Origin of the sequence: Caballeronia glathei (assembly GCF_000698595.1) — a bacterium.
GTDB lineage: Bacteria > Pseudomonadota > Gammaproteobacteria > Burkholderiales > Burkholderiaceae > Caballeronia > Caballeronia glathei.
The window spans coordinates 1-15958 of the sequence record NZ_JFHC01000041.1 but is presented as its reverse complement, the minus strand read 5'-3'; the positions used below and the strand labels follow the sequence as shown (position 1 = coordinate 15958).

The following is a 15958-nucleotide window of genomic DNA, read 5'->3' as shown; positions in this document are numbered from 1 at the left end:
CTTCCAGCCGGCGCGAACGCGATGCGAACCGCTTACTTCTTGTAGTTCGCGACGCCTTCGGTGATTTCCTTGAGCGCGGCATCGACGCCCGCCCAGCCCTCGACCTTCACCCACTTGCCCTTTTCGAGCGCCTTGTACTGCTCGAAGAAGTGCTTGATCTGGTCCTTCAGGTATTCGGGCACGTCGTCGACGGTCTTCATGTGCGCCGTCATCGGGCAGATCTTGTCGTGCGCCACGGCGACGAGCTTCGCGTCGACGCCCGATTCGTCCGTCATCTGCAGCATGCCGAGCGCGCGCGCGCGGACCACCGAGCCCGCGAGCAGCGGAAACGGCGTGATGACGAGCACGTCGACCGGGTCGCCGTCGCCCGAAAGGGTTTGCGGGATGAAGCCGTAGTTGGCCGGATAGCGCATGCCCGTGCCGATGAAACGGTCGACGACCAGCAGCCCCATTTCCTTGTCGGCTTCGTATTTGACCGGATCGCTTTGCGCGGGGATTTCGATGATGACGTTGAAATCCTGCGGGAGATCCTTGCCGGGAGGTACGTTGTTGAAGCTCATGAGCGCTCTCTAGAAGGTTGACTTGAAGCCGGACGGCGCGGCCCGCGCGACGGCTCGAAAACCGCCGTCCGCGGCGCGGTGACAGTGCGCCGCGCCCATGAAAAGGCGCGAATGCGTCATTATAGCCAATCGAGGCCGGCATTCAGCCACGGCCGCCGGGCGCGGCCGATGGCGCGATAATCGAAAGGGATTGCCGCCGGGCGCCCCGCCACGGCGGCGCAGGAACACCAACAGAACACAGGAGACGCGCATGGAAGAAGCGAAGCATTTCATCGGCAACAAGTGGGTGGCGCCGGCGGTCGGCGAGACGATCGCGGTGCTCGATCCCTCCGACGGCCAGGTTTTCGCGGAGCTTGCGCGAGGCAACGCCGCCGACATCGACCGCGCGGTGGCGGCCGCGCGCGCCGCCTACGAGGGCTCGTGGGGCCACATGAGCGCGGCGGAGCGCGGGCGCATCCTCGCGCGCCTGTCGATGCTCATTGCCGCCTGCCACGACGAGATCGCGCAGCTCGAGGCGCGCGACACCGGCAAGCCGCTCAAGCAGGCGCGCGCCGACGCGGCGGGCATCGCGCGCTATTTCGAGTTCTACGCGGGCGCCGCCGACAAGCTGCACGGCGAAACCCTGCCCTACCAGACCGGCTACACGGTGCTCACGATCCGCGAGCCGCACGGCGTGACGGGCCACATCGTGCCGTGGAACTATCCGCTGCAGATCTTCGGGCGCAGCGTCGCGGCCGCGCTCGCGGCGGGCAATGCGTGCGTGGTGAAGCCGGCCGAGGACGCCTGCATGTCGATCCTGCGCGTCGCCGAGCTCGCCGCCGAAGCGGGGCTGCCCGAAGGCACGCTCAATATCGTCACCGGCTACGGCCACGAGGCGGGCGCGGCGCTCGCCCGCCATCCGGGCATCGACCACATTTCGTTCACCGGCTCGCCGGCAACGGGCGCCGCGGTCGTCAAGATGGCCGCCGACAACCACGTTCCCGTCACGCTGGAACTGGGCGGCAAGTCGCCGCAGATCGTCTTCGCCGACGCCGATTTCGACGCGGCGCTCCCCGTGCTCGTCGCGGCGATCGTGCAGAACGCCGGGCAGACGTGCTCGGCGGGCAGCCGCGTGCTGATCGAGCGCGACGCCTACGAGCCGCTGCTCGCGCGGCTCTCCGAGGCGTTCTCGGCGCTCCGGGTCGGGCCGAGCCGGCTCGACCTCGACTGCGGCCCGCTCATCAACGCGAAGCAGCAGCAGCGCGTGTGGGATTTCCTCTCGGATGCGCAGCACGACGGCATCCCGATGGCCGCACAGGGCGAAGTGGTGCCGGAGGCGCCGCAAGCGGGCTTCTATCAGGCCCCCACGCTTTTGCGCGACGTTCCGCCCGCTCACCGGCTCGCGCGCGAGGAAGTGTTCGGCCCGGTGCTCGCCGCGATGCCGTTCGAGAACGAGGAAGAAGCGCTCAGGCTCGCCAACGGGACGGACTACGGGCTCGTCGCGGGCATCTGGACGCGCGACGGCAGCCGCCAGATGCGCCTTGCGCGCCGCGTGCGCTCGGGACAGGTGTTCATCAACAACTATGGCGCGGGCGGCGGCGTGGAACTGCCGTTCGGCGGCGTCAAGCATTCCGGGCACGGCCGCGAGAAGGGCTTCGAGGCGCTCTACGGCTTCACGGTGCTCAAGACCATCGCGATCAAGCACGGCTGACACCACACATCAACGACACATGGGCAACACATCACACAAGGAGACAACATGCGACTGCAAGGCAAGACGGCGATTGTGACGGGCGGCGGCTCGGGCTTCGGTGAAGGCATCGCGCGCACGTTCGCCCGCGAGGGGGCGAACGTCGTCGTGAACGACCTGAACGGACCCGCGGCGGAGCGCGTGGCGAGCGAGATCGCGCTCGCGGGCGGCCGGGCGATCGCGGTGGCGGGCGACGTCACGCGGCGCGACGACTGGCAGACGCTCTTTGCCGCGGCGATCGAGGACTTCGGCAGCGTGCAGGTCGTCGTCAACAATGCGGGCACGACCCATCGCAACAAGCCGGTTCTCGAAGTGACGGAAGCCGAGTTCGACCGCGTCTATGCGGTGAACGTGAAGAGCATCTACTGGAGCGTCGAGCAGTTCGTGCCGTATTTCCGCAGCCAGGGCGGCGGCGCGTTCATCAACATCGCGTCGACGGCGGGTGTGCGGCCGCGCCCGGGGCTCGTCTGGTACAACGGCAGCAAGGCGGCCGTGATCATCGCGAGCAAGGCGCTCGCCGTCGAGCTCGGTCCGGACCGGATCCGCGTGAACTGCATCAACCCGGTCATGGGCGAAACGGGCCTGCTCTCGGAATTCATGGGCATGGAGGACACGCCCGCGAACCGGCAGAAATTCCTCGCGACCATTCCGCTCGGGCGCCTCTCGACGCCGCAGGACATCGCGAACGCCGCGCTCTATCTCGCCTCCGACGAAGCCGAGTTCATCACCGGCGTGAGCCTCGAAGTGGACGGCGGACGCTGCGTGTAAGCCTTGCCGAACGGAGCTCGGACGCTCCGTTCATCGGTGTTTTCCCCACCGAAAATGGCCGCTTGGCGCCCATCCAAGCGACTAGAATCCACAGGCAATTCCTTACTTTCATTACAAAATAGAGGAGACGACATGGCCAGCACCGCCAATGAACTGCCACGCCCTGGTGCAGGGGCGCCATCCGCATTCGAGGAGGCCACCTACCGCAAGGTCGCGTGGCGGCTGTCGCCGCTGCTGCTGATCTGCTACGTGGTGGCTTACCTGGACCGCGTGAACGTGGGATTCGCGAAGCTGCAGATGAGCGCCGACCTCGGCCTCTCGGATGCCGTCTACGGCTTCGGCGCCGGGATCTTCTTCTTCGGCTACTTCATCTTCGAGGTGCCGAGCAACGTGATCCTGCACAAGGTCGGCGCGCGCGTGTGGATCGCGCGGATCATGATCACGTGGGGCATCATTTCCGCGCTCACGATGTTCATCACGACGCCCACGATGTTCTACGTGATGCGCTTTCTGCTCGGCGTGGCCGAGGCGGGCTTCTTCCCCGGCATCATCCTGTACCTCACCTACTGGTACCCGGCGCAGCGCCGCGGGCGCATGACCTCGCTTTTCATGACGGCGATCGCGCTCTCGGGGCTGATCGGCGGGCCGGTGTCGGGCTGGATCATGAAGACCTTCGACGGCGCGAACAACTGGCACGGCTGGCAGTGGCTCCTGCTGCTGGAAGGCATTCCGTCGGTGGTGGTCGGCCTCGTGGTGCTCGTCATGCTGGACGACCGCATCTCGAAGGCGAAGTGGCTCACGCAGGAGGAGCGCGATCTGCTCGAGCGCAACATCGCGGCGGACAACGTCGAGAAGGAAGACATGTCGATCGGCAAGATATTCTCGAGCCCGCGCGTATGGCTGATGAGCCTCATCTACTTCTCGTTCGTGATGGGCCTCTACGGCGTGAGCTTCTGGCTGCCCACCATCATCAAGGCGACAGGCGTGACCGACGCCCTCTCCATCGGCCTGCTCTCCGCGATCCCCTACGGCGCGGCGGTGGTCGGCATGCTGCTCGTCGCGCGAAGCGCCGACCGGCGCGGCGAGCGCCGCTGGCACATCGCCATTCCGGCCGTGATCGGGGCGATCGGGCTCGTGCTCTCGGTGGTGTGGGCGAACAATACGGCGCTCGCGATGCTCGGGCTCACGCTCGCGACCATGGGCATCCTGACGACGCTGCCGCTCTTCTGGAGCCTGCCGACCGCGTTTCTCGCGGGCACGGGCGCGGCAGCCGGCATCGCGATGATCAACTCGCTCGGCAATCTGGCGGGGTTCCTGAGCCCGTACCTGGTCGGCTGGCTCAGGCAGGCGACCGCATCGAACTCGAGCGGGATGTACATGCTCGCCGCCTTCATGGTGCTCGGCGCGGCGCTCGCATTGAGCGTGCCGGCGCGGACGGTGAACCGCTAGCCAGCTTTTCTCCATACTGAAAGTCACGTGAAGGGCTTCCGCCGCAAGGCGGAAGCCCTTTCTTCATGGCGGTTCGCCGCCCTGCCGGGCGCCTTGCTCCGATGCAAGGACCGCGCACCACGATGCGGCGCGGCCCCGCATCGCCCGCGCATGAAGCCGGCCGCAACGCGCGCCGACGACGCGCTCGCGCACCGCAAGGAGGCACGCCGCCCCGCGATGCACCAAAAGGCGCTGCCCCGCGTGCCGGCGCCCGCATCGCCGGCTGCCATCAATCCGCCACAAACCCGCGCCGGCTCGGCATCGGGCACTCGTTGGCATACCCCTTGCAGTGTGCAGACGGGCAGGTCAGTGGCCTCACAGGCAATACAGCCCGCCCAGGACACCACGCATATACGGCTCACCACAACATATCGGCAAGGGGAAACACATGAAACGACGCAGTCTCCTGAAGTTCGGCTCGATGTCCGGCGCGCTCGCCCTCGCGGGCCAGTTGCCGATGTCGAAAGCACAGGCCGCCGATACCGGTCCGATCAAGGTCGGCGTCCTGCATTCGCTGTCAGGCACGATGGCGATCTCGGAAACGTCGCTGAAGGACACGGCGCTCATGACCATCTCCGACATCAACAAGAACGGCGGCGTGATGGGCCGCAAGCTCGAGCCGGTCGTCGTCGACCCGGCGTCGAACTGGCCGCTCTTCGCGGAAAAGGCGCGCCAGCTCCTCACCCAGGACAAGGTGGCCGTCGTGTTCGGCTGCTGGACCTCCGTGTCGCGCAAGTCGGTGCTGCCCGTCTTCGAGGAACTGAACGGCCTGCTCTTCTATCCGGTGCAGTACGAAGGCGAGGAAATGTCGCGCAACGTGTTCTACACGGGCGCAGCGCCCAACCAGCAGGCGATTCCCGCGGTCGAGTACCTGATGGGCACCGAAGGCGGCAGCGCAAAGCGCTTCTTCCTGCTCGGCACCGATTATGTCTACCCGCGCACGACGAACAAGATCCTGCGCGCCTTCCTCCACTCGAAAGGGGTCAAGGATGCAGATATTCAAGAGGTCTACACACCGTTCGGACATAGCGACTATCAGACTATCGTCGCGAACATCAAGACCTTCTCGCAGGGCGGAAAGACGACGGTCATCTCGACGATCAACGGCGACTCGAACGTACCGTTCTACAAGGAACTGGGCAACCAGGGCCTGAAGGCGACCGACGTGCCCGTCGTCGCGTTCTCGGTGGGCGAGGAGGAACTGCGCGGCATCGACACGAAGCCGCTCGTCGGGCACCTGGCGGCGTGGAACTACTTCATGTCGGTGAAGAACCCGAACAACAAGAAGTTCGAGGTGCAGTTCGCGGAGTGGGTCAAGACGCAGAACCTGCCCGGCGGCGCGAAGCGCGTGACGAACGATCCGATGGAGGCCACCTTCGTCGGCATCCACATGTGGAAGCAGGCGGTCGAGAAGGCGAAGAGCACGGACGTGGACAAGGTGCGCGTCGCGATGATCGGCCAGACGATGGCGGCGCCCTCGGGCTTCACGCTGACGATGGACGGCAATCACCATCTGCACAAGCCGGTGATGATCGGCGAGATTCGCGGCGACGGGCAGTTCAACGTCGTGTGGAAGACGAAGACCGCCATCCGCGCGCAGCCGTGGAGCCCGTACATCGCCGGCAACCAGGGCAAGCCGGATGTGGTCAGCTCGATTCCCGCGTTCCTGCGGCGCTCGCGCGTGGCCTGATGCGCCAACGCGCAGAGCGCATCGGCTCGACGCCGCGCCCGGCTGTACCGTCCGGGCGCGGCGGCTCATGCAGCATCCCAGTCTCACCTGAAAGGCCATCATGACCGGTTCGCCTGGACACACCTTCGCGCGCCTTTTGCGGCGCGCGCTCTGCGCGGTACTCGCGGTACTGTTCACATGCGCGCCCGTCGCCGCTTACGCGGCCCTCGCCGCCGATGACCTCGCCCCGCTCGGCGCCGACGACTTCGACGCGAAGTCGGCCGCGATCGACAAGCTGATCGCCGCCGCCGACGCGCCGTCTGTCGCGATACTGAGCGCCCTCGCGGACGGCTCGCTCGTCGCGACGGACAGCGGCCGCGTGCTCCTGCAAACCGACGACGGCAACAAGGACCCGCTGACCGGCAAGGCCGTCGACGCACCCGATGCGCAGCCGGTCACGCTGAACAACCTGCTGCGCTCGAAGGTCGCGGGCGCGCTCTCGGGGCTGCAGCTCGCCTCGGCCGACATCGCCAAGCGCCGCGAAGCCGTTGCCGCGCTGCTGAAGAACCCCGATCCGTCGATGAAGCCGCTCATCGACCGCGCGCGCGCCGCCGAGACCGATCTCGCGCTGAAGAAACGCCTCGACACGCTGTGGGCGATGACCGCGCTGCACGACCCCGATGCGGCGAAACGCCTCGAAGCGGTGGAACTCGTGGCCGCGCGCCACGATCTCGACATGTTCGAACTGCTGCGCCCGATCGTCGCGAAGAAGGCCGACGGCACGTTCAACGAAGCCGACGAACGTGTTCGCACGGCGGCGCAGGCAGGCATCGAGGACCTCAATTCGATCCAGCGCCGCGGCGAGATCGCGGGCACGGTGTTCGCGGGGCTGTCGCTTGGCAGCGTGCTCCTGCTCGCCGCGCTCGGGCTCGCGATCACGTACGGCCTCATCGGCGTCATCAACATGGCGCACGGCGAGTTCCTGATGATCGGCGCGTATGCCACCTACGTCGTGCAGAATCTCGTGCAGCACTACGCGCCGGCTGCGTTCAACTGGTATCCGCTCTTCGCCGTGCCGGTGTCGTTCGCGGCGGCGGCGGTGATCGGCATCGTGCTCGAGCGGCTCGTGCTCAGGCACCTGTACGGACGTCCGCTCGAAACGCTGCTCACCACCTTCGGCATCAGCCTGATCCTCATTCAGGCGACACGCACGATCTTCGGCGCGCAGAACGTGCAGGTGACGAACCCGTCGTGGATGAGCGGCGGCGTCAACGTCATGCAGAACCTGATCCTGCCGTACAACCGGCTCACGATCCTCGGCTTTTCGCTCGTCGTGGTGTTCATCGCGTGGGCCGTGCTCACGAAGACGCGGCTTGGCCTCTTCGTGCGCGCGGTCACGCAGAACCGCCGCATGGCAGCGTGCGTCGGCGTGAAGACGGCGCGCGTGGATTCGTATGCGTTCGCGTTCGGCGCGGGCATCGCGGGACTCGGCGGCTGCGCGCTCTCGCAGATCGGCAACGTCGGCCCCGACCTCGGCCAGAGCTACATCATCGATTCGTTCATGGCGGTCGTGCTCGGCGGCGTCGGGCAGCTCGCGGGAACGGTGATCGGCGGCTTCGGGCTCGGGCTCGTCAGCAAGGCGATCGAGCCGTTCTGGGGCGCGGTGCTTGCGAAGATCGCGGTGCTGGTGCTGATCGTACTGTTCATCCAGAAGCGTCCTCAGGGCATGTTCGCCCTGAAGGGCCGCAGCGCGGAGGCCTGAGATGACCGCTTCCTCGACCAACGTCGGCGCGAACCTGGACGTCGAGCCGCAACCCGACGACCGCGCGCGCCGCGAAGGCTTCGCGCTCGGCCTGCCGCCGCGCGCGGCGCTCCTGCCGCGCAACGGCTGGCTCGCGCTCATCGCCCTCATCATCGCGATGGGCATCTGCGTGCCGCTCGCCGCGCTCGTCGTGCCGGAGACAAGCGCGTTCCATCTCTCCGCGTACGCGATGACGCTCATCGGCAAGCTGATGTGCTACGCGATCGGCGCGCTCGCGCTCGATCTCGTGTGGGGCTACTGCGGCATCCTGAGCCTCGGCCACGCGCTCTTCTTCGCGCTTGGCGGCTACGCGATGGGCATGTACCTGATGCGCTCGATCGGCCGCGAGGGCACGTATCAGAGCGACCTGCCCGACTTCATGGTGTTCCTCGACTGGCACAAGCTGCCGTGGTACTGGGAGGGCACCGAGCATCTCTGGTATGCGCTTGCGCTCGTCGTGCTCGTGCCAGGCATTCTCGCGTGGGTGTTCGGCTTCTTCACGTTCCGCTCGCGCGTGAAGGGCGTGTACCTGTCGATCATCACGCAGGCGATGACCTTCGCCGCGATGCTGCTCTTCTACCGCAACGAAACGGGCTTCGGCGGCAACAACGGCTTTACGGATTTCAAGCGCATCGCGGGCTTTCCGATCACGCATCCGGGCACGCGCGCCGCGCTCTTCCTGATCACGTTCGCCGTGCTCGTCCTCGCATTTCTCGCGGCGCGCGCGATCGTCACCTCGAAGCTCGGGCGTGTCGTGACCGGCGTGCGCGACGGCGAGGCGCGCCTCATGTTCCTCGGCTACAGCCCGCTCGCGTACAAGCTGTTCATCTGGACCGTGTCGGCGGTGCTGTGCGGCATCGCGGGCGCGCTCTACGTGCCGCAGGTCGGCATCATCAATCCGAGCGAGATGTCGCCCGCCAACTCGATCGAGATGGCGATCTGGGTAGCCGTGGGCGGGCGCGGTACGCTGATCGGGCCGATCATCGGCGCGTTCGCGGTGAACGGCGCGAAGAGCTTCTTCACGGCGAATTTTCCCGAGTACTGGCTGTTCTTCCTCGGCCTCATCTTCACGCTCGTGCCGCTTCTGCTGCCGCACGGGATCATGGGCCTGATCGACATGGCGCTGCGCCGGAAGAAGACGGGAGGGCATGCGCAATGACCGCTCACAACGCATTGATCGTCGACTTGCCGCCGCTTCCGGAAGTCAGCGAACGCAACATCAACGGCATCACCGGCCTCGGCCACGTGCTCGCGCCCGGCGAGATCGACGTCTCGCACGGCGCGATCCTGTATCTCGAGGACGTGACCGTGTCCTTCGACGGCTTTCGTGCGCTCAACAGGCTCACGCTTTCGATCGACGTCGGCGAGTTGCGCTGCGTGATCGGCCCGAACGGCGCGGGCAAGACGACGATGATGGATGTCGTCACCGGCAAGACGCGGCCCGACGGCGGCAAGGTCTTTCTCGGGCAGACGCTGGATCTCACGCGCATGTCGGAGCCTGTGATCGCGCGCACGGGCATCGGCCGGAAGTTCCAGAAGCCGACGGTGTTCGAGAATCATCCCGTGTGGGAAAACCTCGAACTCGCGATGAAGACCGACAAGCGCTGGTTTGCTTCGCTGCGTGCGCGGCTCGACCGGGCGGCGCAGGCGCGCATCGAGGAGACGCTCGAGCTGATCCGTTTGCAGCATGAGGCGACGCGGCTTGCGGGCGAGCTTTCGCACGGACAGAAGCAGCGGCTCGAGATCGGCATGCTGCTGATGCAGCAGCCCGCGCTGCTGCTGCTCGACGAGCCTGCCGCGGGCATGACCGATCACGAGACGATGGAACTTGCCGAGTTGCTCAACAAGTTGCGCGGCACGTGTTCGATGATGGTCGTCGAGCATGATATGGAGTTTGTTGCCGCGCTCGCGGGCGAGGCCGGGAAGGTCACCGTCATGGCCGAGGGCAGCGTTCTCGCCGAAGGCACGCTTGATGATGTCAAGCGGAATGAGGCGGTCATCGAGTCCTACCTGGGGCGCTAACGCTTGGTGCTGGCGCTTGGGGTTAAACCGTTTGATGCGCTTGTGCTTCTATGAAATTTGATTTCTTCGCGGTCTATTAGCTCGCCCCTGTGCGGGGCAGCAGTCACTTTCTTTGCTGCTGCAAAGAAAGTAACCAAAGAAAGCAGCTATGGGGTCAGCGGTGTCAGGACGTGACCACGTTTGAGTCTTTCGGAGTGGCCCGACCGTGGGAATGTCCGCCTCTGCGAGTTGAGCGGACAGGTACGCAGACCGATTGTGTAGTCGCACCCTCGAACGGAGTGGTAAGGCAGTCATTCATCCGTCTCGGCACTGCGTGCCCGACGAAGGGTGGATCGGGTGGGAGGCAAACTCTGCGGCAAGATGAAGCGCTTCGCTACGCGCGGCGAGAAGCGAAGCGATAGGTTGAAACGGACCTTGCGTCCGAGCGAAGCGAGGATGGAGGGATGAATGCCTTACCACTGGGTTGGAGGGTGCGATGTGGCAGTGGGTCCGCGTACCAAGCCACCCAACGCACAGAGGTGGACACTCCAACGGTCGGGCCACTCCGAATGACTCGAACGTGGTCACGTCCTGACACCGCTGACCCCATAGCTGCTTTCTTTGGTTACTTTCTTTGCAGCAGCAAAGAAAGTGACTGCCGCCCCGCACAGGGGCGAAGCTAATAAACCAAAGCCAATACAAGTTTCGCAGGAGCGCAAGCGCATCAAACGGTGTAAACAACAAACACCACACCCGAACGCCAGCGATCTCTCTGTGCAAAGAAAGTGACTGCCCCGCACAAGGGCGAAGCTAATAGACCAATAAGAAAACAAGTTTCATGGGAGCGCAAGCGCATCAAACAGTGCAACGAGCAACCCGAAACGCAAAAGCCAGAACAGCGCCGCAGGCAAGGACCCAAAGAAATGCTAGAAGTGGAATCGTTGAACCAGTACTACGGCGGTAGCCACATCCTCCGCGATGTGCGAATGACCGTCCCCGAGGGAAAACTCACGGTGCTGCTCGGCCGCAACGGCGTCGGCAAGACGACGCTCCTGCGCTGCCTGATGGGTGTCGTGCCGACCAAAAGCGGCACCATCTCCTGGCGCGGCGCAAAGATCTCCTCGATGCCCACGCACAAGCGCGTCGCGAGCGGCCTCGCGTACGTGCCGCAAGGCCGCGACATCTTCGGGCGCCTGACCGTGGAGGAAAACCTGATCGTCGGCGCGGCAAGCCGCAAGGCGCCGTCGAAAGTGCCCGACCGGATCTACGAACTCTTTCCCGTGCTGCGCGACATGAAAAACCGCCGCGGCGGCGATCTGTCCGGCGGCCAGCAGCAGCAGCTCGCCATCGGCCGCGCGCTGATGAGCGAACCGCAACTCCTGATCCTCGATGAGCCGACCGAAGGCATCCAGCCGTCCATCATCCAGGACATCGGCCGCACGCTGCGGCAGCTCGTCGAAGACATGGGCATGACCGTGCTCCTCGTCGAACAGTACTACGACTTCGCCCGCGAACTCGCGGACCGCTACTGGGTCATGAGCCGCGGCGAGATCGTCGCGGGCGGCGCGGGCTCGGAAATGGAAGCGCACGGCGTGCGCGAACTGATCGCGGTCTGACCTTGCACTGATTGCCGTATCGGCCCGCGCCGCCGTACCATGGCGGCTCGATCCCCGATCCGTCATGCCCCGCCCCCATGCACCACGAACCCCACGCAGCGCTGCTGCCCACCGACGAATGGCACGGCCGCCTCGAACTCGGCTTCACACACAGTCCCGCGCGCACGCCTGAGCACGGGCACGCGCGCACGGCGCTCACGCATCGCAGGCACCAGGGGCCGCTGCGCCTGCAGCGCCCGCTCTATCCGGAAGGCGACGCGATCTGCCACGCCGTGATCGTGCATCCGCCAGGCGGTGTCGCGGGCGGCGACCGGCTCGCCATCGACATCGATCTCGCCGCCCACACCCACGCCGTCATCACGACACCCGGCGCGACCAAGTGGTACAAGTCGAACGGCAAGCTCGCCACGCAGCGCATCGACATCCGCGTCGGCGCGCACGCGAAACTCGACTGGCTGCCGCAGAACAACATCGTGTTCGAGTCGTCGAATGCGCAGCTCGACTTCACGCTCCGCCTGGCCGAGGGCGCAACCGCCATCGGCTGGGACGCGATGCAGCTCGGCCGGCAGGCGGCGGGCGAGCGATGGACGAACGGGCGTCTCATCGCCAGCTCGCGGATCACGGACAGCACCGGCCGCCTGCGCTGGTTCGAGCGCACGCTCCTCACCGCCGACGATCCGCTGCGCGATGCGCCGCATGGCCTCGCGGGCTTCGCCGCGTACGGCACGCTGTGGGCGATCGGCCCCGCATGCGACGACGCGCTCGCCGAAACCTTGACGGCCGCGCTTCCCTTCGACGACGAGGTGCGCGCGGCCGCCTCGTGCGTCGATGACGGCGTGCTGATCGTGCGCGCCGCAAGCCGCTCGATGGAGCCGCTGCAACGCGCGCTCACCGATTGCTGGATGAAGCTGCGTCCCGTGATCCATCGCGTGAATGCGCAGCCGCTGCGTCTCTGGACCACCTGAGCGCGCACCAAAGCGGCGCTTTCAGACGCCCCGATTCGGTGCACTTGCACGCAAGGCTGGGCTGGAATGCCCGGCCAGCCGACGCGCACGGACGATGGCACGACTCTCGCTTAAGTGATCCTGCTTCGGGTCGCGCGCATCCACAGACGCGCACCGCGCACCACACAAAATAGGATCATCGATGAACAACACGCTTTTCCGCGCGCGCCGTTCCGGGCTCGCCGCGCTCGCTGCCCTCGTCGCCGCGCCGCTCTTCGCGCTCGCACCGCTTGCCGCCCACGCCGATGCGCTCGACACCATCACGAAGAGCGGCACGCTGCGCGTCGCGGTGCCGGAAGACTATCCGCCGTTCGGCGCGGTGGGCGCCGACATGAAGCCGCAAGGCTACGACATCGACATGGCCGCGCTGCTCGCGAAGTCGATGGGCGTGAAGCTCGAACTCGTGCCGGTCAACAGCGCGAACCGCATTCCGTACCTGACGACCAACAAGGTCGATCTCGTGATCTCGTCGCTCGGCAAGACGCCCGAGCGCGAGAAGGTGGTCGATTTCTCGACGGCCTACGCGCCCTACTTCCAGGGCGTGTTCGGCCCCGCCGACATCAAGGTGAGCGGCCCCGCCGACCTGACGGGCAAGACCGTGGGCGCGACGCGCGGCGCGCTCGAGGAGATCGCGCTCACGCAGATGGCGCCGAACGCGACCATCAAGCGCTTCGAGGACAACAACGCGACGATCTCCGCGTTCCTTTCAGGCCAGGTCCAGCTGATCGCGGCAGGCAACATCGTCGCCGCGGCGATCCTCGCGAAGAATCCGCCGCGCCGGCCCGAGGCCAAGTTCGTCATCAAGGATTCGCCTTGCTTCGTCGGCATGAACAAGAACGAGCCGCGCCTCGTCGCAAAGGTCGACGCGGCCATCGCGCAGTCGAAAAAGGACGGCACGCTCGAAGCGATGTCGAAGAAGTGGTTCGGCCAGCCGCTGCCGGCGAGCCTGTAAGCTGGCGCTTTCATAACGACAAGGGCGCCGTATTCAATGGCCTATGAACTTCAGTTTGGCGACCTCGGGGAATACGCCGGCATGTTCGCGAGCGGCGCCGCGACGACGCTCGGGCTCACCGCCGTTTCGACCGCGCTCGGCATTGCGGTCGGCGTGCTCGGCGCGGCGGGCAGCGGCAGCCGGCACGGCTGGCTGCGCAAGCTCGTCGGCGGCTACGTCGAGGCGATACGCAACACGCCGTTCATCGTGCAGCTGTTCTTCGTGTTCTTCGGGTTGCCCGCACTTGGCGTGCATATGGGCGAATTCACCGCGGCGATTCTCGCGATGACGCTCAACCTCGGCGCGTATTCCGTCGAGATCATCCGCGCGGGCATCGCGGCGGTGCCGAAGGGTCACCATGAAGCGGCGGCATCGCTTGCGATGTCGCGCGCGCAGACCTTCCGCCACGTCGTGCTGCCGCAGGCGCTCGCGAAGGTCTTTCCCGCGCTGTCGAGCCAGATCGTCATCACGATGCTCGGTTCCGCGGTCGTCTCGCAGATCTCGGTGCCCGATCTCACGTATGCCGCAAGCTACATCCAGTCGCGCAATTTCCGCGCGTTCGAGACGTACTTCCTGATCACGGCGTCGTATCTCGTCATGGCGATCGTGCTGCGCGCGCTCCTCAACGCGGCCGGCAAGCGCCTGTTCTCGCGCAACCTGCGAGGCGCGCGATGATCGAATTCACGTTTGGACAGATCCTCACGAACCTGCTGCTCGCCGCGCGCTGGACCGTGGTGCTCTCGATCGTTTCGTTCGTCGCGGGCGGCGTGGTCGGCTTCGCGCTGCTCGTCATGCGCGTGTCGAAGTCGCAGTTGCTGCGCACGATCGTGAAGCTTTACATCGAGGTGTTCCAGGGCACGCCGCTCCTGATGCAGCTTTTCCTCGTGTTCTTCGGGCTGCCGCTTCTCGGCATCGAGGTGTCGCCGTGGATTGCCGCGACGCTCGGACTCACGCTCTTCACGAGCGCGTATCTTGCCGAGATCTGGCGCGGCTGCGTGGAGGCGATTCCGAAGGGGCAATGGGAGGCGTCGTCGAGTCTCGCGATGAGCTACCTCGAACAGCTTCGCCACGTCATCCTGCCGCAGGCCGCGCGCATCGCGATCGGGCCGACGGTCGGCTTCGGCGTGCAGGCAGTGAAGGACACCGCGCTCGTCTCGATCATCGGCTTCACCGAACTCACGAAGGCGGGCACGATGATTTCGAACGCGACGTTCAGGCCGTTCGTCGTCTACGGGCTCGTCGCCGTGATCTATTTCGTGCTGTGCTATCCGCTTACCCGCTACGCGCGCACGCTGGAAAGGAAATGGAATGCCGCTCGTTGAAACCCGCAATCTACAGAAGCAGTTCGGCTCGAACCAGGTGCTGAAGGGCATCGACTTTTCCGTCGAGCCGGGCCAGGTCGTCGCGATCATCGGGCGCAGCGGCTCGGGCAAGAGCACGCTTTTGCGCACGTTGAACGGGCTCGAAAGCATCGACGAGGGCTCGATCGAAATCGACGGCGAGCACATGGACGCGCGCCATGCCGATCTGCGCGCGCTGCGCCTGAAGGTCGGCATGGTGTTCCAGCAGTACAACCTCTTTCCGCACCTGACGGCCGGGCAGAACGTGATGCTCGCGCAGACGGTGGTGAAGAAGGTCCACAAGGCGAAGGCCCGCGCGACGGCCGAGCAGGTGCTCGAGCGGGTGGGCCTGGCGGACAAGTTCGATGCGTATCCGGAGCAGTTGTCGGGGGGCCAGCAGCAGCGCGTCGCGATTGCGCGGGCGCTGGCGATGAAGCCGACTGTGCTGCTCTGCGACGAGATCACGTCGGCGCTCGATCCCGAGCTGGTCGGAGAAGTGCTGGCGGTAGTCGAAGGGCTTGCGCGCGACGGCATGACGCTCATCATGGTCACGCACGAGATGCGCTTTGCGCGGCGCGTGAGCGACAAGGTGGTGTTCATGCATCAGGGACGCGTGTGGGAGAGCGGCACGCCGGAGGAGATTTTCGAGCGGCCGAACACGATAGAGTTGCGGAAGTTCATTCAGTGATCAGGACAGGAGGGGTCGCTAGCGCTCGAGGTTGTGGGGTTTACGCCGTTTGATGCGCTTGTGCTCCTATGAGACTTGTTTTGTCTTTGGTCTATTAGCTCGCCCCTGTGCGGGGCGGCAGTCACTTTCTTTGCTGCTGCAAAGAAAGTGACCAAAGAAAGCAGCTATGGGCTCAGCGGTGTCAGGACGTGACCACGTTTGAGCCTTTCAGAGTGGCTCGACCGTAGGAGTGTCCACCTCTGTGTTTCACCCGGAGAGGTACGCAGACCGATTGTGTAGCCGCACCCTCGAACGGAGTGGTAC

General features: G+C 65.6%; 14 protein-coding genes. 13 read left to right on the top strand and 1 reads right to left on the bottom strand.

The window, feature by feature from the left end:
* Window positions 1-32: 32 nt before the first annotated feature.
* Complete coding sequence (gene ppa, locus BG61_RS23460; protein WP_035931092.1) at window positions 33-560, bottom strand: inorganic diphosphatase; 528 nt, start codon at window positions 558-560, stop codon at window positions 33-35.
* Between the two features lie 250 nt (window positions 561-810).
* On the opposite strand from ppa, the gene BG61_RS23455 reads away from it, so the two are divergent.
* From BG61_RS23455 to BG61_RS23395, 13 genes are all read left to right on the top strand, one after another.
* Window positions 811-2250, top strand: coding sequence for an aldehyde dehydrogenase family protein (locus BG61_RS23455; protein WP_035931091.1), 1440 nt, complete (start codon window positions 811-813; stop codon window positions 2248-2250).
* 48 nt (window positions 2251-2298) lie between these two features.
* On the top strand, window positions 2299-3057 hold the full coding sequence (locus BG61_RS23450) for an SDR family oxidoreductase (protein WP_035931089.1): 759 nt from the start codon (window positions 2299-2301) through the stop codon (window positions 3055-3057).
* 132 nt (window positions 3058-3189) lie between these two features.
* Window positions 3190-4506 (top strand): MFS transporter, encoded by a 1317-nt coding sequence (locus tag BG61_RS23445; protein ID WP_035931088.1) that lies wholly within the window; start codon window positions 3190-3192, stop codon window positions 4504-4506.
* 427 nt (window positions 4507-4933) lie between these two features.
* Window positions 4934-6235: an urea ABC transporter substrate-binding protein gene (gene urtA / locus BG61_RS23440; protein ID WP_035931086.1), complete on the top strand. Its 1302-nt coding sequence runs from the start codon at window positions 4934-4936 to the stop codon at window positions 6233-6235.
* A 100-nt stretch (window positions 6236-6335) separates the two neighbouring features.
* On the top strand, window positions 6336-7976 hold the full coding sequence (gene urtB, locus BG61_RS23435) for an urea ABC transporter permease subunit UrtB (protein WP_051672746.1): 1641 nt from the start codon (window positions 6336-6338) through the stop codon (window positions 7974-7976).
* A 1-nt stretch (window position 7977) separates the two neighbouring features.
* Window positions 7978-9174, top strand: coding sequence for an urea ABC transporter permease subunit UrtC (gene urtC / locus BG61_RS23430; RefSeq protein WP_035931085.1), 1197 nt, complete (start codon window positions 7978-7980; stop codon window positions 9172-9174).
* Window positions 9171-10037, top strand: coding sequence for an urea ABC transporter ATP-binding protein UrtD (gene urtD, locus BG61_RS23425; protein WP_035931084.1), 867 nt, complete (start codon window positions 9171-9173; stop codon window positions 10035-10037). Before urtC ends, urtD begins: the two co-directional genes overlap by 4 nt.
* Before the next feature lie 902 nt (window positions 10038-10939).
* A complete protein-coding gene (gene urtE, locus BG61_RS23420; protein ID WP_035931082.1) occupies window positions 10940-11632 on the top strand; it encodes an urea ABC transporter ATP-binding subunit UrtE in 693 nt (230 codons plus the stop codon).
* A 77-nt stretch (window positions 11633-11709) separates the two neighbouring features.
* A complete protein-coding gene (locus BG61_RS23415; RefSeq protein ID WP_035931081.1) occupies window positions 11710-12597 on the top strand; it encodes an urease accessory protein UreD in 888 nt (295 codons plus the stop codon).
* Between the two features lie 181 nt (window positions 12598-12778).
* The gene (locus tag BG61_RS23410) at window positions 12779-13588 is read left to right on the top strand and encodes a transporter substrate-binding domain-containing protein (protein ID WP_035931079.1); all 810 of its coding nucleotides are present in this window, start codon (window positions 12779-12781) and stop codon (window positions 13586-13588) included.
* Between the two features lie 36 nt (window positions 13589-13624).
* Complete coding sequence (locus BG61_RS23405) at window positions 13625-14302, top strand: amino acid ABC transporter permease (RefSeq protein ID WP_035931078.1); 678 nt, start codon at window positions 13625-13627, stop codon at window positions 14300-14302.
* Complete coding sequence (locus BG61_RS23400) at window positions 14299-14949, top strand: amino acid ABC transporter permease (RefSeq protein WP_035931076.1); 651 nt, start codon at window positions 14299-14301, stop codon at window positions 14947-14949. The genes BG61_RS23405 and BG61_RS23400 overlap by 4 nt, the downstream gene beginning before the upstream one ends.
* A complete protein-coding gene (locus tag BG61_RS23395) occupies window positions 14936-15655 on the top strand; it encodes an amino acid ABC transporter ATP-binding protein (protein ID WP_035931074.1) in 720 nt (239 codons plus the stop codon). The genes BG61_RS23400 and BG61_RS23395 overlap by 14 nt, the downstream gene beginning before the upstream one ends.
* The last annotated feature ends 303 nt before the right edge of the window (window positions 15656-15958 follow it).